Genomic DNA, 23129 nt, shown 5'->3' on the forward strand with positions numbered 1-23129 from the left:
TGGATTCTGTCCTGATCGATGGCGTCACTTGACGCAGTCTTTTCCATGACGTTCGGAGAGTCCACCCCTAATTGTTGGTGTACTCGCGTAATTGGGTGACAGGCCAATTTCAGCCATTGCGCGCTTCGCCGCTTCGTGTGAGCGCTGAAAATAGTCATGGATATCCGTCGCCGACTCCGAGAGCATGGTTTGAACCCGATACTTTTCTCTTAATGCTTCATCAATACTCATTCTTTGTCCTCCACCAATTCATCACATTTCACGGTTGCAAATGCGAAGCCCGAGGCTTGAACCAGGTGAACGCCTGCGCGAAGCCGTGGCTTCCCGGTTTACAACGCCAACGACCAAGTTAGCCCACACTATCAGGGTTATTAATGTCACTTATCTGAATTACGGCGCTACGGCACTTATTTTTTGCGAAGTGCGTTAATCCATGAGGTGCTTAACAGTAGCAGCAACCACAGGATTCTCGAGTAACTGCTTGTCCCCAAAGTACTCCAGCTTTTGCTCTGATCGAAATACAGCAAGCAACCCGCCCTGCTTGCTATAAAAGGCAGCTCCAGCGTGACCGTTAGCATGGGGAATGCTTCCTAAAACAATCAGAACGTCGTTTTTTATTTCTATGGGAGCCTGAGTCTCCATATTGTTCATAAAATCCGAGTACTTGGCTCCCAACAATTTTTGGAGCGAGGGCTTCAAAATAGCTGCTGCGTTCATTTCATCATCCTCGGACCAATACTCGCTTTTATCGTATAGCACTTTCCCTTTCTGTTGCACCAAAGTTGCCCAAGGAATGCCATGTCCGTTATTGCTTTTTTGTGCAACGGGTTGACGAGTTGGAGCTGTCGAAACGTTCATCAACACGCCCTGCCGGCATTCCCGAAACAACTGCCGCCGCTCTTCACGGTTGCGCCCCTGTTGAGCTTGCGCCCGGCAGGTTACCCGCTCTTCCGGGGTCAACCGTTGTCGCGCAGGCGCTGAAGAGTGAGTGTTTGAAGCCGTTGCCGGTGGTGTGGCGGCGGTCGATACTGTTGCAGGCTGAGCGGTTACGGGTGTCGTCGCCGTCACCGGTTGCCATTGGTTGCCGCGTAAAGCCACCCGCATCCAGCCGATGTGTTGAGATTCCAGCGTACCTTCATCCACGGCTAATAATTGAGGAAATTCAAAAGTCGTTTCATTCAACCAGTACACTAGCCCCGGCCCCCATTTTGCCGACTGGCTACCTTCATCGAGGTTCATCCCCCAGACTTTTTTGAACGAAGTCGCCCTCGAAGCCCGGACGATTTCCCAGAGTTCAATTTTGTTGTCACTAAGACCGACGGTATTCCAATTTGAAGCAGCTACATAGCGACGATTTGGAGAAAATACCGGGGGGCCGGGCATATCAATTTTGCTGCCTGAATCGCTCACCAGAATGTACCATTGCGATTCAACGGCATAGCCTTTGACAAGATAGCCGGGCAATTCAGGAATGAATTTGCAAAAGGCGTATGAAGTGGAAGACTCAAAATTTTCTTTGTTATCCACAAACTTCACAGGTTTCTTGCTTGTGGTGATCGTTAGAACCTTTCCCCGCCGCGAAACTGCGTTTTGTCCATCGGCTCGGATCCGACCGGCTTCATTATCGTCTTCGCACAATTCAGGGTTGACCAGACTCCTGCTGTTACCCCCGGCTTGTTGAGCGTGACTCGAATCCTGGGCAAAGGATGTGGATTGAGCACATCCAAAAAACCCTGCAATCGATAAAGAAACGGCAAAGGGTAATAAAATACGGTGGGTCCGATTCGACATGCCTTGCTCCTGTAAAGATTGTGAAATGTGCTTTGTGACTGACTTGCAAAAACTTTTGTACCACTATTGCACTCATTACAGTATTATCAATGTAGTATCATCTCATCACTCATAGATTACATCAAGTCATTGGAAATTCCCCGCCTCGGATAAGGAGGGATACCCGCCGCAAGCTGCTGATTGGCATTCAGACCTTTACTCACATCATTAGCGAAGGCTACTACTACGTGGATAAAACCCCGCTGGCCTGGCGTCTCGCTGAAGACGGCAAGTATTACTTTCTCTCCCGTCCGCGCCGCTTTGGCAAGAGCCTGTTTCTCGATACCTTGAAGGACTCACCACCGGTTCCTCATCCCGACCGCTCTTTTAGCGGAAACTCTTGACAGACAGCCCATCATTTTCAAAATAGTGAAAGTATGAAAAAGCTGGATGTATTGAAAGCGCTCGGCGCGCTGGCCCAGGAAACGCGCCTGGATATCTTTCGCTATCTGGTCGGAATCGGCGCGGCGGGCGCGTCAGCCGGGCAGATTGCCGAACATTTTGGTCTGCCGCTACCGACCCTGTCATTTCATCTCAAAACCTTGCAACACGCCGGCCTGGCGCAACGCACCCGGCAAAGCCGTCTGCTGATCTATTCCGCCAACTTCACCGCCATCAACGCCGTGCTGGGGTATTTGACCGAAAATTGCTGTGCTGGACGTCCTGAAGACTGTGGGATACCGGCCCCCCGTAAAACGCGGTCGCCCCGGAAGTCTTCCTCCTGAAAAATCCTCACTATTCACTGGAGCCGCTATGACCCAAAACACGTTTAAAGCCTTGATGCTGACCCAGGAAGATAAGAAAACGATCGCCACAATCAAGCCACTCACCGTTGATGATCTGCCCGAAGGCGACGTGCTGGTGGCGGTGGAATACTCCTCGCTCAATTACAAGGATGGTCTGGCGGTAACCGGCAAGGGCAAGATCGTGCGCCAGTTTCCGATGGTGCCGGGCATTGATCTAGCCGGTACGGTGCTGGAATCCTCTTCAGCCGATTACCACCCTGGTGACAAAGTCGTGTTGACCGGTTGGAGCGTCGGCGAGCGTTACTGGGGCGGCTACACCCAGAAAGCCCGCCTCCAGTCGCGCTGGCTCGTGCCGCTACCGGCGGGAATGGACACCCAAACCGCCATGGCCATTGGCACCGCCGGCTTCACCGCTATGTTGTGCGTCATGGCGCTGGAAGACGTGGGCATGACGCCCGGTGGCGACAAGCCCCTTCTGGTAACCGGCGCCAGTGGCGGCGTCGGTAGTGTAGCGGTCGCGCTGCTGGCCAAGTTGGGTTACACAGTGCATGCGGTCAGTGGTCGTCCGGAAACCGAGAGTTATTTGCGCGAACTGGGCGCGACCGGTTTCATCAGCCGTGAAGAAATGAGCCAGCCACCCAAGCCACTGGAAGCGCAGCGCTGGGCGGGTGCGGTAGACACCGTCGGTAGCACTCTGCTGGCGCGGGTGCTGGCGGAAGTCGACTACGGTGGCGCAGTGGCGGCCTGTGGCTTGGCCGGCGGGGCGGATTTGCCGACAACCGTGATGCCCTTTATCCTGCGCGGCGTCAAACTGCTCGGCGTGGATTCGGTGATGTGCCCAGTAGCCCGGCGCAAGCAAGCCTGGGAACGCCTGGTTCGGGATCTGCCCAGCAACGCCCTGCAAAGCATCTCCCATGTCGCCTCGCTGGAAGCAGTGCCCCAATTGGCTGCGGACATTATCGCCGGTCGGGTGCGTGGCCGGACGATTGTGGATGTCAACGCTTAAGCCTGTATAAACGTGGAATCCCCCAGCCCCCCTTTGAATGATCTTTAAAAATTTAATCCGGTATAGTAAGGGAGCGATTCTACCCCTGTCCGAGGAGCCGATGATGCCGCGACGCCAGCTTGTGTTGAATGAGACCGAACGCCAGGAATTGGTTCAGATGCGGGATCATGCCCGTCAGCCCTATCTGCGCGAGCGGGCGGCCGCGCTGTTGAAAATCGCCGATGGGATGCCGGCGGCATTCGTAGCGCGACATGGCTTGTTAAGGCCGCGGCGACCCGATACGGTTTATGACTGGTTAGATCGCTATCAAGCCACCGGCAGCGCCGGCATGAAGGTCCATCCAGGCCGCGGGCGAAAGCCTGCTTTTTCCCCCTCAGCATTCGACGGCGGCGGTGGCCCATACGGAGTTGCAACACCTTTGTCAACGGGATCCGCGGGTCTGCGGCGTGGCGCAGACCCGCTGGACCTTGGCGGGCCTCCAGCAGGCGTGTGCGTGGCTGGGCGGTTTGACGCTGGCGGGGGTGCATACGGTGCTGCGGCGCGCCCGCATTGTGTGGAAGCGGGCGCGGGCGGCCATCCGCAGTCCTGATCCCGACGATGATGCCAAATTGGCCGATGTCCAGGCGGCGGTCGCCGCGGCGCAGGCCCAACCGGGGCGGGTCGTGACGGTCTACCTGGATGAAGTGACGGTGGAACGGCAACCGACGGTCGCGAATGCCTATGCACCCAAGGGGTCATCCGAGCAAGCCCAGGCGGTGCGCAGTCCGAAATCCAATACGGTCACCCGGGTGCTCGGGGTCTTGAATGCGCTGACCGGTGCGGTCTTCCATCAGCGTGCCAGCAAAATCACCGTCGCCTTTTTGGTGATGTTTTATCAGGCCCTGTGCCGGGCCTATCCCGACGCGGAGCGTATCTACGTCATTCAGGATAACTGGCCCGTGCATACCCATCCGGACCTTCTGGTGGCCTTGGAATCTCAAGAGACCCGCTGGCCGTGGTATCGCCCACCGAATTGGCCCACGGAACCGAGTGCCGCGGCGATCCGACGATGGGGCGAACTGAAACTGCCGATCCAAATCGTTCCCCTACCCACCTATGCCCCCTGGTGCAATCCGATCGAAAAACTCTGGCGCAAATTGCGCCAGGACGTGACCCACCTGCATCGCTGGGCGGAGGACCTCGACACCCTCCGCACCGAGATCGACCGCTTCCTCAATCAGTTTGCCCAAGGTTCCTTGGAACTACTGCGCTACGTGGGGCTAGAAGTACCGGATTAAATTTTTAAAGATCATCTAAAGGGGGGTAACCGTTCAGTCCCCACCTTTAGCAAAGGGGGGTGAAGGGGGATTTTGGCCCCGTCGCTCGTGCGAAATCCCCCCCGGCCCCCCTTTTTCAAAGGGGGGAGCTTCTGCGCTGACCCTATCAGCTATATTCGCTAACATAACGAGAATTGGTATAAGATTACCGGCAAGCAGGCTCCTCAAAGGGAATATTCATTATGGCCTACAGCGACTTCACGTTAAAAAGGGTCAAATCGGAATTAAACCTGAAAGTTATTGAAAATCAATCCATATTCTTCGATGTTCAGAGTATCGGAATCAGTGATTACCTCAAGGAAACTTTGAAGAGAAATGTACCTTTAGCATTGGCCATCAATACTGAAAAGGCTCGATCAGAACTGATTATTATCAACATTCTTATGGAAGTTAAGCAGATGTTTTCAGATCGGGTCAGCCTGTTTTCTGGAATTGATTTTAGTATCGATAAAGAGAGAGGATTAGCAGGGTTCTGTGATTTTATCCTCAGTAATTCCCCCGAACAATTGTATTTGGATAGCCCGGTCATCGCCATTGTGGAAGCCAAGAATGAAAATATCATCGCTGGCTTGGGACAGTGCATTGCCGAAATGTATGCTGCTAAAATTTATAATGAAAAGGAAGGACGCGATTTGTCCTGCCAGTATGGAGCCGTCACCACCGGGGATGAATGGAAATTCATCAAATTGGAAAACGACATGGCAGCTATTGATCTGGATTTTTATTATGTCATTGAAATAGATAAAATCATCGGGATTTTAGCTGCGATGGCTCAGCAGCGCGTTTAACTGGCCGTCCGTATTCTTCTCGCATCACCTCCGCCGCTGGCGCATGAAAAACCGGTACAGCACCGGCACGACAAAGAGCGTTAGCACTGTCGAGAACGCCAATCCCCAGACGATGCTAGCCGCGACCGGTCCCCACAGCAGCGACTTGCCCGCCAAACCGAACGCCAGCGAGAACAGCCCGGCGATGGTGGTGCCGGTGGTCATTAAAATAGCGATCACCCGCCGCCGCGCTGCATAGAGCGTGGCGTGCAATGTTCTCATGCCACTGGCCCGGCGGGCGTTGGCTGCGTCGATCAGCACGATCGCCGCGTTGACCGCGATTCCGGTCAGGGCGATCACCCCATAAAGGGTGTACAGAGACATGGGATTACCGGAAACCAGCAGGCCCAGGGTGACCCCGGTGAACGCCAGCGGCACGGTGACCAGGATCAGGAAGGGTTGGAAATAGCTGCGGAACTGGGCAGCCAGGATCAGGTAGATCAAGCCTACTCCGAGCAGAAACAACGGCCCCATGGCGTCCAGCGATTCATTGATGTCGTCCAGTTCGCCCGAAAAATCGAGATCAGCATTGGGATAGCGCGCCCGAATTTTTTCCCACTCGGCGCGTAGCTCGTTATTGGCCGACAGGGTGTTGTTCAATTCCGGGTCGAGATCAGCCTCCACGGTAATGGCCCGGCGCAGGTTCCAATGCCGGATCAGGCCGAGACTCTCGCCTTCCTCGGCGATCAATAGCGCTCCTAAGTCCGTGATTCCGCCGCTGGGCAGGGCGATGGGGTCGTCCAGCAATTCCTCGACTCGAACGACAGTGCGTGGCGCGGCGCGCACTCGCAGTTCCACTTTCTCACCCTGGTCGCGCAGATCAGCGACGACTTCACCATCCAGATGTAACCGCACCAATTGAGCGACCAACCCCGGATCCAGCCCGGCGTTCCGCGCGGCGTTTACATCGACTTTTAAACTCAATTCCGCCCGTCCGGTGATGTCGTTATCCACTACGTCGCGAGCGCCGGGAATCCGGGAAACAATCGTTTTGACCGCATCGGCGGCGGCGCGCAGTTCCTGACGATCGTCAGCGCGCACCTTGACGCTGATCGGCTTGGCGGTGGGCGGACCGCCGGACAGCTTGAGAAAGGAAATCGTCGCCCGGCCCGGAGTGCTGGTGACCATTTCGCGCATGTCTTCGATGATGGCGTCCAGTCCACGCATACCCGGTTTCGCCGGATTGAGCGACACGGCGATTTGGCCATACTGATCGCCATATAGCACCTCGGTCTCCGTGAACTGAACGCCCGCCAGCGAGATGACCGAACGCGCCTCACCCGCGCGCAGCTCAGAACGCACCCGCGCTTCCACCACCTGGGCCTGGCGCAAGGTCTCCTCCAGCGGAGCATCTGCCGGCATGTCGACATTGACGTAGTACAGGCGGATGGGATCGAAGGCGAAAAACTGGAACTTCACCCATCCTGCGCCGACCGCCGCGCCCGCGCCGATAAATAACGCTAAGGCCAGACCCAGATAGCGCACCGGATAGCGCATAACCCGTATCAACATCCGGGTGTATTTGAGACGCACCCAGTGAGTTCCTCGTTCGCGCAACCGCTGGGTTTTTGAATGACTGATGGCGCGACGACCGAGCGCGCTCACATGGGCGGGCAGCATCCAGAATGCCTCAATCAAACTGACCGCCAGTCCCACCGTTACCACAAAGGGAATAACAAACATGAATTTGCCGACGATGCCCGTGAGCAGCATCAAGGGCAGAAAGGCGGCGATGGTCGTGGATACCGCAGCGGATACCGGCAACCCGACCTCGCGCAACGCATCGAGCGCGGCGTCAAGGGCCGCCATGCCGCGCTCCATGCGAAAATAAGTGGCTTCCACAATCACTACGGCATCGTCCACCAACATGCCAAGCACGATGACAATACCGAGCAATACCGAGACGTTCAGCGTCGATCCCACCGCGTCCAGAATCACAAAAGCACCGGCCACGGAAAACACCACGCCCAGCGCCACCAGGGCGGCGATCCGTGACCCCAGAAACAGCCAGCAGAAGCCCAACACCAGTAGGAGACCGATAGCGGCGTTATTCTGCATCACGCTCAGCGCCTGGCGGGTGGGAATGGTCTGGTCGTCGGTCAGGGTCAGTTTCAGACCGCTTCCGGCCAGCACCGCATTCTTGCGGTCGATGTAATCGCGAATCCGCCCCACCAATTCCAGCGTGTTGGTATAGCCGATCTTGGTGATGGACATCATGACGCCGGGTTGACCGTTCATGGCGGCCAGATGCAGCGGATCATCACGACCGCGCCGCACCTGGGCAACAGCGTCTAACGGAACGTGGGTTGCAGTCGCGCTTGGTGGTTGCAGATAGAAGCTGGCCAGCAACTCGGGATCGGCGGTCGTGCCGCTTACTCTGACTAGCCACTCGCCGTGGTCGGTTTGGAGCTTGCCAGCGAACACGTCGCGAAACCACAGCCGCAACCCCTCGGCTAAATCCAGCGCGGTCAAACCCCGCGCCGCGAGTGCGGGAGGATCAAATTCCACCAACAGCTCTGGGTCCTGGAACCCCAGCGCCAGCACTGCATCAACTCCGGGAATCTGTTCCAGATCCTCCTTAATCACTCGGGTAGCGGCACGCAGATGTTCATCGGCAGCCAGGCCGGTCAGCATGACCATGGCCGTGGGAAAACCGTTGGAACTGGTGATTTCCAGAATCTCCGGGTCCTCCGCTTCGATCGGCAGTTCGGCGCTGGCCTGGTTTTGAATTTCCCGGCGCAAATCGTTGACTCGTTTGTCAAACACCCGCAAGGGAATATCACGGAATCGCACCAGGATATTCGACAACCCTTCCCGCGAGGAGCTGATGACGAACTTGGTGTCCTGCACTTTGCGCACGGCGTCTTCCAGCGGATTGGTGACCCGCTTTTCGACATCCTCAGCGGATGCGCCGGGCAAGACCGTGGCGATATTGATCCAGTTGAAATTGATCTCGGGATCCTGCTCGCGGGGCATGCGCGAGTAGGCGATCAGGCCCATCAGGATGACGACCACGAAAGCGATGTTGGCCAGGGGGTGGTTGGTAATTAACGCCCGGATGAAACGCATCTTAGCGCGCTCCATCCACGATTACCGGTTGACCGTCGTTCAAGCCTTGATGGCCGCGCGTGATCATCAAAGTCTGGGGCGGCAGATTCATGATGAAGGGACGGCCTTCCTGGGCACCGGGAGCGGGTTTGAACCAGGCGTGATCCTTTTCCACGACAAATGCGCCCAGGGTTTGATCGCGTTTAACCAGCAACTCAGCGGGCAGTTGGTAGCTGGCGCCTTCCCAGTGCAACAGGCCGCTGCTGCCTGGCGGCGCTGCGGTGTCAGTGAATCGCAGCCGGGCAAGCTGGTTGCGCGCTACAACGTCCACAACCGGGGACAATCGCAGCAAGCGCGCCGGGTAGCGCTGGCCCTGGCTGGTGAAAATCAGTGCGCTGGCCTGGAATAACTCATCGGCTTGAGCCGTGGGAATGTACGCCTCGATCTCGGGTGGGGCCAGATCGACCAGGCGCAGCAGGGTCGTCCCTGGCGCGGCCAGCGCCCCGACCTGCGCCTGGCGTTCCAGCACCACACCGGCGAAGGGAGCGATGATCCGGCATTTCTCGACATTACGCGCCGCCACAGCCCGTTGCGCCTGGGCAACGTCCAGATCGGCCTTAGCAGCCTGGACGCCGGTTTGCAGTTCCAGCACGGCGTCATCGGAGACAAATTGCTTCTTGCGCAGCGACAAAGCCTGCTGAAGCCGGTGTTCCGTTAAAGCCACGCGCGCCTGGGCAGCCTTGACCTGGGCATCAGCCTGGGCCAGCGCCAGCCGGTAATCCGTATCGTCAAGCTCCAACAAGAGTTGTCCCAGTTTAACTGTACCGCCGACCTCGGCGTGAATGCGCGCAACCCTGGCGGTGACTTCTGCAGCAATGCGACTGTCATTTGGGGCGATGACGCTGGCCGGCGCTGTGCCTCGATCAGGTAAAGCAACTTCGCGGAAGGGACGAGCATCGACGGTAACCAGGTCGGCGGTTTGGGCTATGATTATTGGACTAAACAACAGGCTGACGAGAATGAGGGTTAGTCGTGGCATGAATACAATGTCTCGATCATTGTGGTAAAGGTCGTAGTCCGAATTGTTGCAATTCTGCGCTGATTAGCGTGAGCAGCGCAATTTGACATCATAGATTTCATATTCAGCAATCCCCGCGCCCTCTTCTGTTTAGAGGCTAAGGCCGTCAAAACTTTATCTACTGGATTGCCCGCTACAGGCCCGAAATACCGTTTGCATTGGTTAAGTGTTCAGTATCCCGCATAATAAGCCACTTTTTCCGCTACCAGTGAAGGACGGGCTATGGCCATTCGCGTTGCACTCCATCATCAAACCGCTTACCGTTTCGACCGCCCGGTCGGCGTATCCCCCCATGTGATTCGCCTGCGTCCAGCCCCACACGCTCGCACCCCGATTCATGCTTATTCGCTCAAGATCGAACCCGCCGGCAAGTATTTCATCAACTGGATGCAAGATCCCTTCGGCAACTTCCAGGCGCGGCTGGTGTTTCCTGAAAAAGTCCGAGAACTGGGCATTACCGTCGATCTGGTGGCCGAGATGACGGTGATCAATCCTTTCGATTTCTTCGTCGAAAGCTACGCCGAAAAATACCCCTTTACTTATGAACCGACTCTGTTTCGCGAATTGACGCCGTATCTGGAAATTCAGGAAAGCGGACCGTTGCTCAACGAATGGCTGAATGGCGTCGACCGCACACCGAAAACCATTGTTGACTTCCTGGTCGACCTGAACCAGCGACTGAGTCAGGACATCGGTTACATCATCCGTATGGAGCCTGGCGTGCAGACTTGCGAAGAAACGCTAGGCAAGCGCAGCGGCTCCTGCCGCGACACCGGCTGGCTGCTGGTGCAAATCCTGCGGCATTTAGGACTGGCGGCGCGCTTTGTTTCTGGCTACCTGATTCAGCTCACCGCCGATGTCAAGGCGCTGGATGGCCCTTCCGGCACCGAAGTTGATTTCACGGACCTGCATGCCTGGGCTGAAGTGTTCGTACCGGGCGCGGGCTGGATCGGTTTGGATCCGACTTCTGGCCTGTTTGCCGGCGAGGGTCACATCCCATTGGCCTGCACCCCGACGCCCCCTAGCGCCGCGCCAGTCACCGGTTATACCGACAAATGCGAGACGGAATTCGGCTTTGACATGAAAGTAACGCGCATCCACGAGGACCCGCGCGTTACTAAACCTTATACCGAAGAACAATGGCAAGCGATCGAAACACTGGGCTACCTGGTCGATAAGCAGTTACACACGGACGACGTGCGCCTGACCATGGGCGGCGAACCGACTTTTGTCTCCATCGACGACATGGATGGCGCCGAATGGACGACCGCCGCCATCGGTCCCACCAAACGCAAACTGGCGGGCCGCTTGCTGAAAAAACTGCGCGACCGTTTCGCGCCCTACGGCTTCCTGCATTACAGCCAGGGTAAATGGTACCCTGGCGAATCTCTGCCGCGCTGGGCGCTGTCCTGTTACTGGCGCAGCGACGACCTGCCGTTATGGCATGATCCGCGCTGGATCGCCGATGACGAAACGCCGCAAGGCTACGGTCCCGACCAGGCGCGGGCATTTATCGCTGAACTGACCCGGCGGCTAGGGGTAGAAACAAACCACATTATCCCCGGCTATGAAGACGTATATTACTACCTGTGGAAAGAACGCACCCTGCCGGTCAACGTCGATCCGCTGAAGTACGACCTTAAGGACGATGAGGAACGCCGGCGGCTGGCGATCTTGCTGGAGCGAGGACTGAACACGATCACCGGTTACGCGCTGCCGATTCGCTGGCATTACGCGCCGGACGGCGAACGCTGGATGAGCGGGCCGTGGGCGCTGCGCCGCGAGCATCTTTATCTGATTCCCGGTGACTCACCCATGGGCTATCGGTTACCGCTGGCGGCGTTGCCCTGGGTCGGGGAGACGGACCGCGAAGTACCCCATCCCCAGTCATTATTTGAATTCCGCACCGCGCTCGGCGACACGCATGGCGAAGTCATGCGTCGCTACAGCGCATTCCTGCAAGGCCGGGGTGCTGCGCCGCGCGGTGACTTTCAGGAGCAACCGACAGCGGAGGCGGATACCAGCCCGGTCATCCATACTGCCCTGTGTGTGGAGCCGCGCGAAGGGCATATTTATATCTTCATGCCGCCGTTGGGGCAGTTGGAGCATTATCTGGATCTGCTGGCCTGCGTTGAGCAAACCGCCGCTGATCTGGAAATGCCGGTGCTGGTCGAGGGCTACGCCCCGCCGTCGGACTGGCGGTTGCGCAAGTTTGCCGTTACACCCGACCCCGGCGTCATCGAGGTGAATATCCATCCCGCCCGCGACTGGAATGAGCTGAAGCATAATGTTGAAGGGCTGTATGAGGATGCCCGGCAATCGCGGCTGGGTACGGAAAAATTTATGCTGGATGGTCGCCACACCGGCACCGGCGGCGGCAACCATGTAACCCTGGGCGGCGCAACGCCCAGCGATAGCCCGTTCCTGCGTCGCCCCGAAGTATTACGCAGCCTGATTACCTACTGGCAACACCACCCCAGTCTGTCCTACCTGTTCTCTGGACTGTTCATCGGCCCGACCAGCCAGGCGCCACGAGTGGACGAGGCGCGCAACGACAGCTTGTACGAGCTGGAAATCGCTTTCCGTGAAATGCCACCCGGCGAGGCCCCGCAACCGTGGCTAGTCGATCGGTTGTTGCGCAACCTGCTGGTGGATTTAAGCGGCAACACCCACCGCGCCGAATTCTGCATCGACAAGCTGTACTCGCCGGATTCCGCTACGGGTCGCTTGGGATTGGTGGAAATGCGCGCGTTTGAAATGCCGCCGCACGCCCGGATGAGCCTGATGCAAATGCTGTTGTTGCGCGGGCTGATCGCGCGGTTCTGGGAGCGGCCTTATCCGAATAAGGAACTGGTGCGCTGGGGAACGCAAATTCATGATCGCTTCCTGTTGCCGCACTATGTTTGGGAAGACTTTAAGGATGTCATCAGCGAACTGAGCCAGGCGGGGTACCCCTTTGAAAGCGACTGGTTCCTACCGTTCTTCGAGTTCCGTTTCCCGCACTACGGCAACATCGTTCAGCGCGACATTGATCTGGAGCTGCGCCAGGCGTTGGAGCCGTGGCATGTGCTGGGCGAAGAGCAGGCGTTGGGCGGCACCGCGCGCTATGTCGATTCCTCGGTAGAGCGGATGCAGGTCAAGGTGCGCGGGATGACCGGCGAACGGCATGTGGTGGCTTGCAATGGTCGGCGGATGCCGCTGCGACCGACCGATATTCCCGGTGAATATGTCGCCGGAGTTCGTTATCGGGCCTGGCTGCCGCCATCAGCTCTACACCCGACCGTGCCGATTCACACACCATTGGTGTTCGATATCGTCGATACCTGGAATCAACGCTCCATCGGCGGCTGCACCTATCATGTCCAGCATCCCGGTGGGCGCAATCCCGATACATTCCCAGTCAATGCTAATGAAGCGGAAGCGCGGCGTTTCGCCCGGTTCTGGCCCTATGGCCACACGCCGGGGCCGATGACCGCGCCAACGGAAGAACCCAACCCCAATTTCCCTTATACTTTGGATTTGCGACGGCGCGAGGGATAAATCACTGACGGAGTCGACCATGTTCAAAGTTGGCTCCGTTTACTGCTTAATGTTCTAAAAAAACTTGCGGAATCCGGGCATGAACTTTGGGGATCACATCCGGCGAATTCGCCAAAGACGTTATCAATTTAACCAACAGTACTCCATAGAGAGCATCGCTGGGCGCATTGGCGTGGAGCCAGTCGATCTTGAACGGATCGAACGCAATCACAGGCCGCCGGATGAACAAATACTACGGCGACTGGCGGACGATTTAGACGAGGACATGGATGTATTGCTTGCATTGGTGGGCGAAATCGCCAGTGATATTCGCGAGACGATTATCCGCCGCCCTGTCCTGTTTTCGGAATTGGTTCGGGGAGCGAGCGATTTGCCCGATGAAAAGCTGATCATGATGATCCGTAAAATTGCGAGTGATCGATCCAGGCGCCGCTCTAAACCTTCAAGAGTCGTCAATCCATGAAGGTTGTACAGAGCTGGGATGACGGGATTGTCGATGACGTCAGGCTGACCGAACTGCTGCGGCGGTTCGGGGCCAAGGCAACCTTTAATCTGAATCCGGGCCTGCATCAAAACCAGCGGTCGTTCAGTTTTCAGTATGGAGATAAGGAGGTCTGGCGTCTTGGCCGCGCTGAATTGATTGATGTGTACGCTGGTTTCGAAATTGCCAATCATTCCCTGACCCATCCTTATTTACCCGACCTGTCTCCAGCGGATTTAACGCATGAGGTGCAGGACAGCCGGCATCTTTTGCAAGACTGGTTTCAACAGCCGGTTCGGGGGTTCTGTTACCCGTTCGGCGCTTTCAATCCGGCAGTTAAGGATGCAGTACGTGCGACCGGTCATGTTTACGCGCGCACCGTGGCTGCACTTGAATCGGTGTTTCCGCCTGTCGATCCATTGGAGTTTGGCGCGAATTGCCATTTTACCGATCCCGCTTTCTGGACTCGTTACGAACGCGCCAAGGCGTCAAATAGCGTATTTTTCTTCTGGGGCCACAGTTATGAGCTGGTCAATGAAACCCTGTGGGCTGATCTGGAGAATAAAATTGCGGGTATCAGCGCCGATTCCGCAGCGGAGTGGGTGAATCTCGAAACTCTGTTTGTCCAAGAGGGATGATAATGGCGCGTTAGCCCTGACTGATCCAGGGATGATAGTGAAAATACAGTAACAGCAGACCGCCGAACACGATCCGATACCAGGCGAAGGGCGCGAAGCTGTGTTGCCCCACATACCCTAACATGAAGCGCACCACTGCCAGTCCGCCCAGGAAAGCTGCGACGAAACCGACTGCGAATATCGGTATATCCGCCAAAGTCAAATGGCCCCATTCTTTAAGAAGACTGTATAAGGTTGCCGCAAACATGGTGGGAATCGCCAGAAAGAATGAAAATTCAGTTGCTGCAAACCGCGATAACCCACCCAGCATTCCTCCCATGATGGTCGCTCCTGATCGCGACACTCCCGGAAACAATGCAAAGCTCTGGGCAATACCGACCAGCAAAGCGTCTTTCCAGGCCATGTCGTCCACGGCTTGCACTCGACTGGCTTTTGCATAACGTTCGATCAGCAGAATCGCTATGCCGCCGACGACCAGAGCGCCCGCGACTGTGACCGGATTGAAAAGATAGTGGGTAATGTATTTGTGCAACAGTAAACCGAGCGCTGCCGCCGGCGCGAAGGCAATGATCAGGTTCAGAACTAACCGCTGAGCCTTGCGGTCCCGGTTCAGATTCAGGGCCACATTGAATAGCCGTTCCCGGTAAATCCAGACCACCGCCAGAATGGCGCCAAGCTGGATGAAGATTTCAAAAGTCTCGGCGCGCGGCCCGGTAAAATTCAGAAAATCCCCTACAATAATTAAGTGACCGGTGCTGGAAATAGGCAGGAATTCCGAGGCGGCTTCCACCAAGCCCAGAATCAGCGCTTTTAAAATCAATAGAATATCCAAAAGTACTCCTTCAGACCCTGGCTGAATAATGGAGTTATATTCTAGCAGTTCGCTTCATAGCATTCGACACGCCAACAACGTGTTGGGAAGAATTGACCATGAATCACAAGATTTTGTTTTTCATGATTATTGCGCTAGCGTCGCTGACGCTGAGCGGGATCGCTGACGCCCAGGAAGTTTATAAGTGGACGGACGCCAGCGGGCAAGTGCATTACAGCCAGAAAAAACCGGAGACGACCGATCAGGTGCAGACTCTCGATATTCCATTGCCGCCGCCGGCGGATCCTTCCAGCGCTGACGTAGATGCCGAGGTTGCCCGCCTTAACGCGCTGTCTGAACAAATGGCCCGCGAGCGTGAGGAAGCGGAAAAAGCCCGCCAGGAACAGGCGATTCGCGATCTGGAGCAAAAAAATAAGGCATTGGAGAATGCATTGCTGAAACAGAAACTTGAACAACAGCAATCGGAAGAGGATGACCGCAACCCCTCGAGCAGCAGCTATCCCCCGGTTTATTCCTATCCTTTTCCCTATCCGCCCTATTATCCGCCTTCCTACCCGCCTGGCCCTCCGCGTCCTCCCTATCACCGGCCTTGTCAATCGCCCGCCTGTCAGCAACTCATGCCGCCATCAAAACCGGCGTCTGCTCTGGCCAAACCCAATCCGCCGTTCAGGCCGCCGCCGGCGGGTCTTGCGCCAACCACGCAGGGCGTGTTCCGGGGACAATAAGCAAAGGGCGCGATGATGCAGGTCTAGGCTAAAATCTTTTTGGAAAAGGCGCATCGTGTTGCGCGAAGCAACGCGGTCAACGATGAGACCCTGTGGAGCAGTTAATCGTGGAAGAGACTTATGCCTTGGGATTTGATGTTTACGGTACGCTGGTAGACCCACTGGCGCTCGCCGAACCTTTGCGCGCCTTGGTCGGCGAGCAGGCTGCGCAATTCGCCAGTGTCTGGCGAACCAAACAACTGGAATACTCCTTCCGGCGCGGTTTGATGCGGCGCTATGCCGATTTTGATGTCTGCACCCGGCAGGCGTTGCGCTATACCCAGCAAACCTTGCGTTGCGAACTTCCCGAGTCCGACCAGGACCGCTTGCTGGAAGCCTATCTTTATCTACCCATGTTTCCGGAAGTCGCCGCCAGTCTGGCCACCCTCAGGACGAACGGTCTGCGTTTGGTGGCGTTCTCAAATGGTGTGGAAGCCAGTATCCGGGCCTTGCTCGCCAATTCCGGAGTGCTGCCCTTGCTGGAGGACGTGGTCAGCGTGGACGATTTGCGCACCTTCAAGCCCGATCCAGAAGTCTACGCCTATCTGGCAAGGCGGACGGGACGAGCGCCCAACGAAACCTGGTTGGTGTCCAGCAACGCCTGGGATGTGATCGGCGCGAAAGCCGCCGGGTTACGCGCTGTCTGGGTAAAACGCCAAGCAGACATGATTTTCGACCCCTGGGAGGTCGAACCGGATATTGTGGTGAGCGGTCTGGATGAATTACCGGCCCGGTTCGCCAGGCCAGTAGAATAAAACGTATCGAAATCCTTGAAAAAGCCCTCACCTCTAACCCCTCTCCCGCAAGCGGGCGAGGGGAGCGAACGGTTTGGCTTCCTAGACAATAAACGGCACCAGAATCAGCGATACGATGGAGAGCAGCTTAACCAGAATATTCATTGCTGGACCGCTGGTGTCTTTGAAGGGATCGCCGACGGTATCACCGATCACCGCCGCCGCGTGAGCATCGCTGCCCTTGCGCTCGCCTTCCAGCTTGCCGGCTTCGATCGCCTTCTTAGCGTTATCCCAGGCGCCGCCAGCGTTGGACATCAACAACGCCATGGTCATGCCAGTTAGCAAGGCGCCTAGCAACATCCCGCCTAGCGCTACTGGTCCGAAAAAGAAACCGACAATGACCGGTGAGATAATGGCCAACATTCCCGGTGGAATCATTTCCCGTAACGCGGCATCGGTCGAGATCGTCACGCAACGCGCAGTGTCCGGTTTGGCGGTGCCTTGCAGCAAACCGGGGATTTCGCGGAACTGGCGGCGAATCTCCGTCACCATCTCCATGGCTGCCCGACCTACCGAACTCATGGTCATAGCCGCTGCCAAGAGGATGACCATGCCGCCCAGGAGAACGCCAATGATGACCTTGGGTTCGGTGATATCCATCGGCAGAGGTTGCCCCATTTTCAGTTCAACTGCTTGTTTGTACGAAACAAACAGCGCCAGCGCGGTCAGCGCCGCCGAGCCAATCGCGAAACCTTTACCGGTGGCGGCAGTGGTATTGCCGATGGCGTCCAACTCGTCAGTAATCGCCCGTACTTCCGGAGGTTGATGCGACATTTCGGCGATGCCGCCCGCGTTATCGGAGATCGGACCTGATGCGTCGATGGTCATAGTGACGCCGGCAGTCGCCAGCATACCAACCGCCGCAATAGCGATACCATACTGACCTGCGGTCTGATGCGCCACAAAGATGGCCAGCACGATGATTAACATCGGCACGGCGCAGCTTTCCATGCCCACGGCCAAGCCAGTGATGATGTTGGTGGCCGGTCCGGTTTTGCAGGACTGCGCAATGCGCGTGACCGGCTTGGACGAAGTGTAGTACCAAGCGGCCCGGCCAATGGCTACTCCCGCCAGGTTACCCGCCAGAATAGCGAAGAACAACGGCCAGCCGTAGCCAAACACCAGTATGGTCAGCAATGTCAGCGTCAGGAAGACCACTGCGGCGCTGGTTTCGGAAATCGCCAGCGCCTGTTCCGGCCCATACTTTTTGAAGGTATTCATGCCGTAAATGCCGACCAGGGAAGAGATCAGCCCAATGACCGCCAGCGTCAGCGGCAGCGCCAGCAACATGGAGCGGCTGACATCGCCGCCAAAATATTGGGTCAATTCAGCAGCGGTAAGAGTCGCCGCGAGCGTAACCGACGCCACCATCGCACCTACATAGGATTCAAAAATATCCGCGCCCATGCCGGCAATGTCGCCGACGTTATCGCCGACATTATCGGCAATCACGCCCGGATTGCGTGGATCATCTTCGGGAATGCCCGCCTCGACCTTGCCAACCAGGTCCGAACCTACGTCGGCAGCCTTGGTGAAAATGCCGCCGCCGACCCGGGCGAACAGCGCAATCGATGAGGCGCCCATGGAAAAGCCCCAGATGACTGAAACCGAATGGGGATCAACAGCCAGATCGGAAGCCAGTCCGGTATACAGCAGACCTAACCCCAGCAGTCCAAAACTGGCGACGGCCAGACCCATCACCGCGCCGCCGTCGAATCCCACCAACAACGCCTGTCCCGCGCCATGCTCCCGCGCTGCTGCGGTAACGCGGACATTGGCCTTGGTCGCGGCGTACATCCCGATCAGACCGGCCAGCCCCGAAGCCGCCGCGCCTAACAGGAAGGAGAGACTGGCGCCAAAACCGTATTGCACCGACAGCAGAATCGCAATAACCAATGCAAAGATGGCGATCTTGAAATACTGCGCTTTTAAGTAGGTCATCGCCCCCAGGTGAATCTCATCAGAGATCGCGGTCATCACCGCGTCCCCCGTGGATTGGCGAACGATTCCTTTGTAGAGCATCATGGCGGCGCCCAGCCCGAGCAGGCCCGCCAATAGTGATATGATTCCCAAGACCATAGAGTTCTCCACAACAGGGTTTGAATTCGGCGCCGCCCAGCCAAACGGACGGCATGTTATTGAATACGGGTAGTCAGTTACCGACGTAGCCACCCAAGCGAGCAAAAAACATGCCCTTTGCCCAAGATGCTCCGACCATCCTGGCCAACCCGTTTATACATCCACGTTAAAGTGGTTGAATTATAAGCCGACCTGACCAGACGATGAGCGAATCAATAAAAAATGACGAGCAGGATGGAGCTCAAAAGCGCATGATCATGAGCAGGTTGCGCCCAATTGGTCAATAATATCTTACTGAGGCGTCTCGAAACGGACAATTTTCGAGGCGCGCCCTTGCAGGGAGGCTGAAACCAGGCGGGCGCCGCGACGATCGCGTTGTATTCCGTAGCCCTGCCTTGAAATAAGGCGGGGAACGCCCTTTGATGGAACATCACCAGGAGAGATGCAAAGATGAAGTGCAAACACTATATGGTATCCGCGCCGACGTATGTGCTCGATACCGAGCCGCTGTCGGAAGCCGTATCCATCATGGTCCGCAAACACATGCAGGATTTGATGGTGGTCAACGATCAGCATGAATTCATTGGGACTATCAATTCCTTCATGTTTTCGAAGATGTTGTTGCCGTCTGAGCCGCAATTGCCGGACGACGCCGAGAATGAATCCGCCGAGGATGTGGACAACCGGCTGATTCCCCACTTGCACCGCAAGGTGGGCGACTTTGCTGCTTCTCACCCGGTGGTCGAACCGGAAGCCCCGTTGTCGGATGCGTTGCGACTGTTGTCAGAAGGGTATATCCGGTTGCCGGTGGTGGGGCCGGATCGCAAGTTGGTGGGTTCACTGTCCTCCCTCACGATTCTCCGACGGTTCCGGTTTTAACTCTCCGGTCGGGCAACGCTCTGCTTTTGCCCGACCGGCTTTGCTTAGCAGGGCAATGATTTTTTATAACCTTGCGCGAGGAGGCCCTCGATCATGCAACGCAGACATTTTCTGAAAGCTCTCGGGGTGGGGGCATGGGCGGGCGCCGGAACCGCGCTGAGTGGTTATGGTCAGCGGTTATACGCCGGTGATGCGAAAACGGATATTCCCGATCTGGTGGCCGTCAAAAACGGGGAGCCGGAAGCGCTGTTTGATTGTGGTATCGAAGCATTGGGCGGAATCAGGCGCTTTGTCAAAAAGGGCCAGACGGTGGTGATCAAGCCGAACATCGGCTGGAATACACCCCCGGAGCGGGCGGCCAATACGAATCCCCGGCTGGTGCGTCGCATCGTCGAACATTGCCTGCAAGCGGGGGCCAAAGAGGTTTATGTCTTTGACCATACCTGCGATGCCTGGCGCGACAGTTACCGCGCCAGCGGCATCGAACAGGCGGTGAAGGAAGCGGGCGGCAAATTGGCGCCGGGCAATAGCGAGAGTTATTTCCAAACGGTTGCGGTTACTCAAGGTCGCCGATTGCGTGAAGCGAAGGAACATGAATTAATCCTGCAATCCGATGTATTCATTAATGTGCCGGTGCTGAAAAGTCACGGCGGCGCGCGATTATCAATAGCGATGAAGAATCTGATGGGCATTGTCTGGGATCGCGGCGAGTGGCATTCCAATGACTTGCATCAGTGCATTGCTGATTTCACGACTTACCGCAAGCCTGACCTGAACGTAGTGGATGCCTGGAATGTGATGATGCGTCATGGGCCGCGCGGCGTATCGACGGCGGATGTCGCCAACCTGCAATCGCAACTGCTATCGACGGACCTGGTCACGGTAGATGCGGCGGCGACCCGGTTGTTTGGATTAGACCCGGATACGATCGGCTATGTGCGCATTGCCAGCGAGATGGGCGCAGGACGCAAGGATTTGGAAAATCTGGCGATCCGGCGCATTGTGCTTTGAATGATTGAACTCATTGCCGTCAACAAGGTTTTTCATCAGGGCCAGCCCAATGAATGCCGGGCATTGCACGAGATCAGTCTGACTTTGAAGCGCAGCGGGATTACCGTATTCAAGGGACCGAGCGGCTCCGGTAAGACGACCTTGCTGACCCTGATTGGTGGGTTGGCGCGCCCAACGAGTGGACGCATCAGACTTGATGGACGGTTGCTTTCCAATCTGCCGGAGCGCTTTTTAACCGAGATCCGCCGACATACTTTCGGCTTTGTATTTCAGCAATTCAACTTGATCCGGGGTTTGAGCGTCCTGGAGAATGTGATGTTGCCGGCCTATCCACTGGGCCGGCCTCATCGAGAACTGGTCAACGCAGCGAAGGGGTTACTGGATCGTTTCGGATTGGGCGCCAAGGCCGCGAGCCGAGTTGAATGGCTATCCGGCGGCGAGGCGCAACGCACCGCTTTGGCGCGCGCTTTGATCAACGATCCGGTGGTGATAATCGCCGACGAACCGACGGCGAATCTTGACAGCGCCTTGTCGCGGGAAGTGTTAGCGTTGTTGAATGAATTGGCGGGACAAGATCGCATGGTGCTGATCAGCAGTCACGATCCCCTGGTGTTCGAGGCGAGTTGCGTGAATCGGGTCATCGAATTGCATGATGGGCGGTTAATGGCTGATTCGATCATTAACGGTTCGGACCATTTTCAGGCGACGACCGGCTGACAATCGCCGGATTGTTTGGCGCTGGTTCAATATGTGACAATGAGGCCGAACCCGTATCTGCTGGCAAGGTTGCCGCCGGCGAAAGCGTATTCACCACTAAAGAATAAGGTTCCCCGCCATGCAAGCCTATTTTTGTTCCCAATGCGGTAATCCATTGAAGACGGCGGAAGTCGCCGGCCACGCTCGGCAATGCTGTAGCGCGCCCAACTGCTCTTATGTGTACTGGGATAATCCGGTTCCCGTAGTCGCCGCCATTGTTGAGGTGGATGGCGCGGTGATTCTGGCCCGAAACCACGGCTGGCCAGAAAAGATGTTTGGTCTGATTACCGGCTTTCTGGAAAAAGGCGAAACACCCGATGCAGCAGTGCTGCGTGAAGTGCGGGAAGAATTGGGCCTGAATGCTGAAACTGCTCGCTTTATCGGTTATTACCCGTTCTTCGAGATGAATCAGTTATTGCTGGCCTTCCATGTTCCGGCCAGTGGGGAGATTGTTCTTGGTGAGGAACTGGCCAGCATCAAACGCGTACCGGTTGAGAGGTTGAAACCGTGGACGATTGGCACGGGTCCCGCTGTTCGCGATTGGCTGGCGAACCGCAACAACTCAGAGTTTACTGAAGCCAGGATAGAGTCGGCAGCGGACTGAAATCGAGAAACAGTGCGGTTAATTGTGTTGCAACGTCGTAACTGTTCAGTCCCCCCTTTGGCAAAGGGGGGTGAGGGGGGATTTTGGCCCCGTCGCCCGTGCGTAATCCCCCCCAGCCCCCCTTTTTCAAAGGGGGGAGGTGAACGCTTATGCAACGCCCAAAGTTGCAAGCGCCGTTTTCAGGGTGAAGTCACTGTAGGCTATGAGGCATTTTTAGTTGGCGCGTTTGCGCCTATTTTTTTGATCGAAAACAGATAATAATCGCTTTTTTCTGTTGCGAAGGGTTTCTACAAACGCTATATCCGCTCGCTGGCTGAGCAGTCCAACAGGCGAATATCCCGAGGCAGTCGCTCGGATCATCAGGATACTCAGTAAGATGATGCTGATGGTTGTGTTTTGCCAACCCACCAGCGGCCACTGACCAGACCAGGACAATTCATAGGCCGTTGTGAACGGCGCGAAGTAGTAAATACCCCAAATATCTTCTGCGGTTGTTCCTCGTGCGCCAATTACATCGCAGAGCAGATGTAAATGAACGCTAATGAACGCCCAAATCGCCACCCAAAACCGCCGTATGCCAAGCATACCCACTGCTGCTGCAATCAGGATCGCCCCCGGCAGACCGTGGCCATACATGCGGTGGAAACTTTGGTAGTAATCTGTTTCGGGCAATCCAAGGATACGGGTGGCAAAGTCAACTACGATTCCTAAACCGTCTAAATCCGGAATAATACCGGCAATGACAACAAGAGTTTTGTCGCGTTGACTAGCTTGAAACCGCTCAAAGCCGACCCAACTGGCCAGAAAATGGGTGATCGGGCTCATCACAAATGACCTGTTGATAATCCAGTCAGTGGCAACCTGATATTGCAAATCCTCTCAGACCCTCTCCACCTGGGA

20 protein-coding genes and 1 pseudogene are annotated in these 23129 nt (G+C 56.5%); 14 read left to right on the forward strand and 7 right to left on the reverse strand.

Annotation, left to right across the window (positions count from 1 at the left end; genetic code table 11):
• Nucleotides 1–24: 24 nt before the first annotated feature.
• Nucleotides 25–231 (reverse strand): hypothetical protein, encoded by a 207-nt coding sequence (locus H6973_15010; protein MCP5126896.1) that lies wholly within the window; start codon nt 229–231, stop codon nt 25–27.
• A gap of 195 nt (nt 232–426) precedes the next feature.
• Nucleotides 427–1791: a hypothetical protein gene (locus H6973_15015; GenBank protein ID MCP5126897.1), complete on the reverse strand. Its 1365-nt coding sequence runs from the start codon at nt 1789–1791 to the stop codon at nt 427–429.
• Between the two features lie 149 nt (nt 1792–1940).
• Here H6973_15015 and H6973_15020 point away from each other — a divergent pair, with 149 nt between their 5' ends.
• The 5 genes and pseudogenes from H6973_15020 (at nt 1941) to H6973_15040 (ending at nt 5686) form a co-directional block, all read left to right on the forward strand.
• Nucleotides 1941–2174: an AAA family ATPase gene (locus H6973_15020; GenBank protein MCP5126898.1), complete on the forward strand. Its 234-nt coding sequence runs from the start codon at nt 1941–1943 to the stop codon at nt 2172–2174.
• A 33-nt stretch (nt 2175–2207) separates the two neighbouring features.
• Complete coding sequence (locus H6973_15025; GenBank protein ID MCP5126899.1) at nt 2208–2555, forward strand: helix-turn-helix transcriptional regulator; 348 nt, start codon at nt 2208–2210, stop codon at nt 2553–2555.
• A 28-nt stretch (nt 2556–2583) separates the two neighbouring features.
• A complete protein-coding gene (locus H6973_15030; GenBank protein ID MCP5126900.1) occupies nt 2584–3582 on the forward strand; it encodes an oxidoreductase in 999 nt (332 codons plus the stop codon).
• Between the two features lie 100 nt (nt 3583–3682).
• Nucleotides 3683–4859 (forward strand): annotated as a pseudogene (locus H6973_15035) (IS630 family transposase).
• A gap of 221 nt (nt 4860–5080) precedes the next feature.
• Nucleotides 5081–5686 carry a hypothetical protein gene (locus tag H6973_15040; protein MCP5126901.1) on the forward strand — a complete coding sequence of 202 codons (606 nt, stop codon included), beginning with the start codon at nt 5081–5083 and terminating at the stop codon, nt 5684–5686.
• Nucleotides 5687–5710: 24 nt separating this feature from the next.
• On the opposite strand, the gene H6973_15045 is transcribed toward H6973_15040, so the two are convergent.
• Nucleotides 5711–8809, reverse strand: a complete 3099-nt coding sequence (locus tag H6973_15045) for an efflux RND transporter permease subunit (GenBank protein ID MCP5126902.1) — start codon at nt 8807–8809, stop codon at nt 5711–5713.
• On the reverse strand, nt 8796–9812 hold the full coding sequence (locus H6973_15050; protein MCP5126903.1) for an efflux RND transporter periplasmic adaptor subunit: 1017 nt from the start codon (nt 9810–9812) through the stop codon (nt 8796–8798). Before H6973_15050 ends, H6973_15045 begins: the two co-directional genes overlap by 14 nt.
• 261 nt (nt 9813–10073) lie before the next feature.
• On the opposite strand from H6973_15050, the gene H6973_15055 reads away from it, so the two are divergent.
• The 3 genes from H6973_15055 to H6973_15065 all read left to right on the forward strand — a co-directional run bounded on the left by H6973_15055 (nt 10074) and on the right by H6973_15065 (nt 14510).
• Nucleotides 10074–13391, forward strand: coding sequence for a transglutaminase family protein (locus tag H6973_15055; GenBank protein ID MCP5126904.1), 3318 nt, complete (start codon nt 10074–10076; stop codon nt 13389–13391).
• 79 nt (nt 13392–13470) lie between these two features.
• On the forward strand, nt 13471–13854 hold the full coding sequence (locus tag H6973_15060) for a helix-turn-helix domain-containing protein (protein ID MCP5126905.1): 384 nt from the start codon (nt 13471–13473) through the stop codon (nt 13852–13854).
• The gene (locus H6973_15065; protein ID MCP5126906.1) at nt 13851–14510 is read left to right on the forward strand and encodes a polysaccharide deacetylase family protein; all 660 of its coding nucleotides are present in this window, start codon (nt 13851–13853) and stop codon (nt 14508–14510) included. Before H6973_15060 ends, H6973_15065 begins: the two co-directional genes overlap by 4 nt.
• 10 nt (nt 14511–14520) lie before the next feature.
• Here H6973_15065 and H6973_15070 read toward each other — a convergent pair whose 3' ends face one another.
• On the reverse strand, nt 14521–15342 hold the full coding sequence (locus H6973_15070) for an undecaprenyl-diphosphate phosphatase (GenBank protein MCP5126907.1): 822 nt from the start codon (nt 15340–15342) through the stop codon (nt 14521–14523).
• Between the two features lie 98 nt (nt 15343–15440).
• On the opposite strand from H6973_15070, the gene H6973_15075 reads away from it, so the two are divergent.
• Both H6973_15075 and H6973_15080 read left to right on the forward strand, forming a co-directional pair.
• Nucleotides 15441–16067 carry a DUF4124 domain-containing protein gene (locus tag H6973_15075; GenBank protein ID MCP5126908.1) on the forward strand — a complete coding sequence of 209 codons (627 nt, stop codon included), beginning with the start codon at nt 15441–15443 and terminating at the stop codon, nt 16065–16067.
• 107 nt (nt 16068–16174) lie between these two features.
• The gene (locus H6973_15080) at nt 16175–16861 is read left to right on the forward strand and encodes a haloacid dehalogenase type II (GenBank protein MCP5126909.1); all 687 of its coding nucleotides are present in this window, start codon (nt 16175–16177) and stop codon (nt 16859–16861) included.
• An 81-nt stretch (nt 16862–16942) separates the two neighbouring features.
• Here H6973_15080 and H6973_15085 read toward each other — a convergent pair whose 3' ends face one another.
• A complete protein-coding gene (locus H6973_15085) occupies nt 16943–18979 on the reverse strand; it encodes a sodium-translocating pyrophosphatase (protein ID MCP5126910.1) in 2037 nt (678 codons plus the stop codon).
• 450 nt (nt 18980–19429) lie between these two features.
• Between H6973_15085 and H6973_15090 the strand changes: the two genes are divergently transcribed.
• The 4 genes from H6973_15090 to H6973_15105 all read left to right on the forward strand — a co-directional run bounded on the left by H6973_15090 (nt 19430) and on the right by H6973_15105 (nt 22229).
• Nucleotides 19430–19858 (forward strand): CBS domain-containing protein, encoded by a 429-nt coding sequence (locus tag H6973_15090; GenBank protein MCP5126911.1) that lies wholly within the window; start codon nt 19430–19432, stop codon nt 19856–19858.
• A gap of 93 nt (nt 19859–19951) precedes the next feature.
• Nucleotides 19952–20869 (forward strand): DUF362 domain-containing protein, encoded by a 918-nt coding sequence (locus H6973_15095; GenBank protein MCP5126912.1) that lies wholly within the window; start codon nt 19952–19954, stop codon nt 20867–20869.
• Nucleotides 20870–21586, forward strand: a complete 717-nt coding sequence (locus H6973_15100; GenBank protein MCP5126913.1) for an ABC transporter ATP-binding protein — start codon at nt 20870–20872, stop codon at nt 21584–21586.
• 118 nt (nt 21587–21704) lie between these two features.
• On the forward strand, nt 21705–22229 hold the full coding sequence (locus tag H6973_15105) for an NUDIX domain-containing protein (protein MCP5126914.1): 525 nt from the start codon (nt 21705–21707) through the stop codon (nt 22227–22229).
• 213 nt (nt 22230–22442) lie between these two features.
• On the opposite strand, the gene H6973_15110 is transcribed toward H6973_15105, so the two are convergent.
• Complete coding sequence (locus H6973_15110) at nt 22443–23102, reverse strand: metal-dependent hydrolase (GenBank protein MCP5126915.1); 660 nt, start codon at nt 23100–23102, stop codon at nt 22443–22445.
• Nucleotides 23103–23129 lie beyond the last annotated feature (27 nt).

This window comes from Gammaproteobacteria bacterium (assembly GCA_024235095.1).
In the GTDB taxonomy this organism is placed as follows: Bacteria; Pseudomonadota; Gammaproteobacteria; order Competibacterales; family Competibacteraceae; genus UBA2383.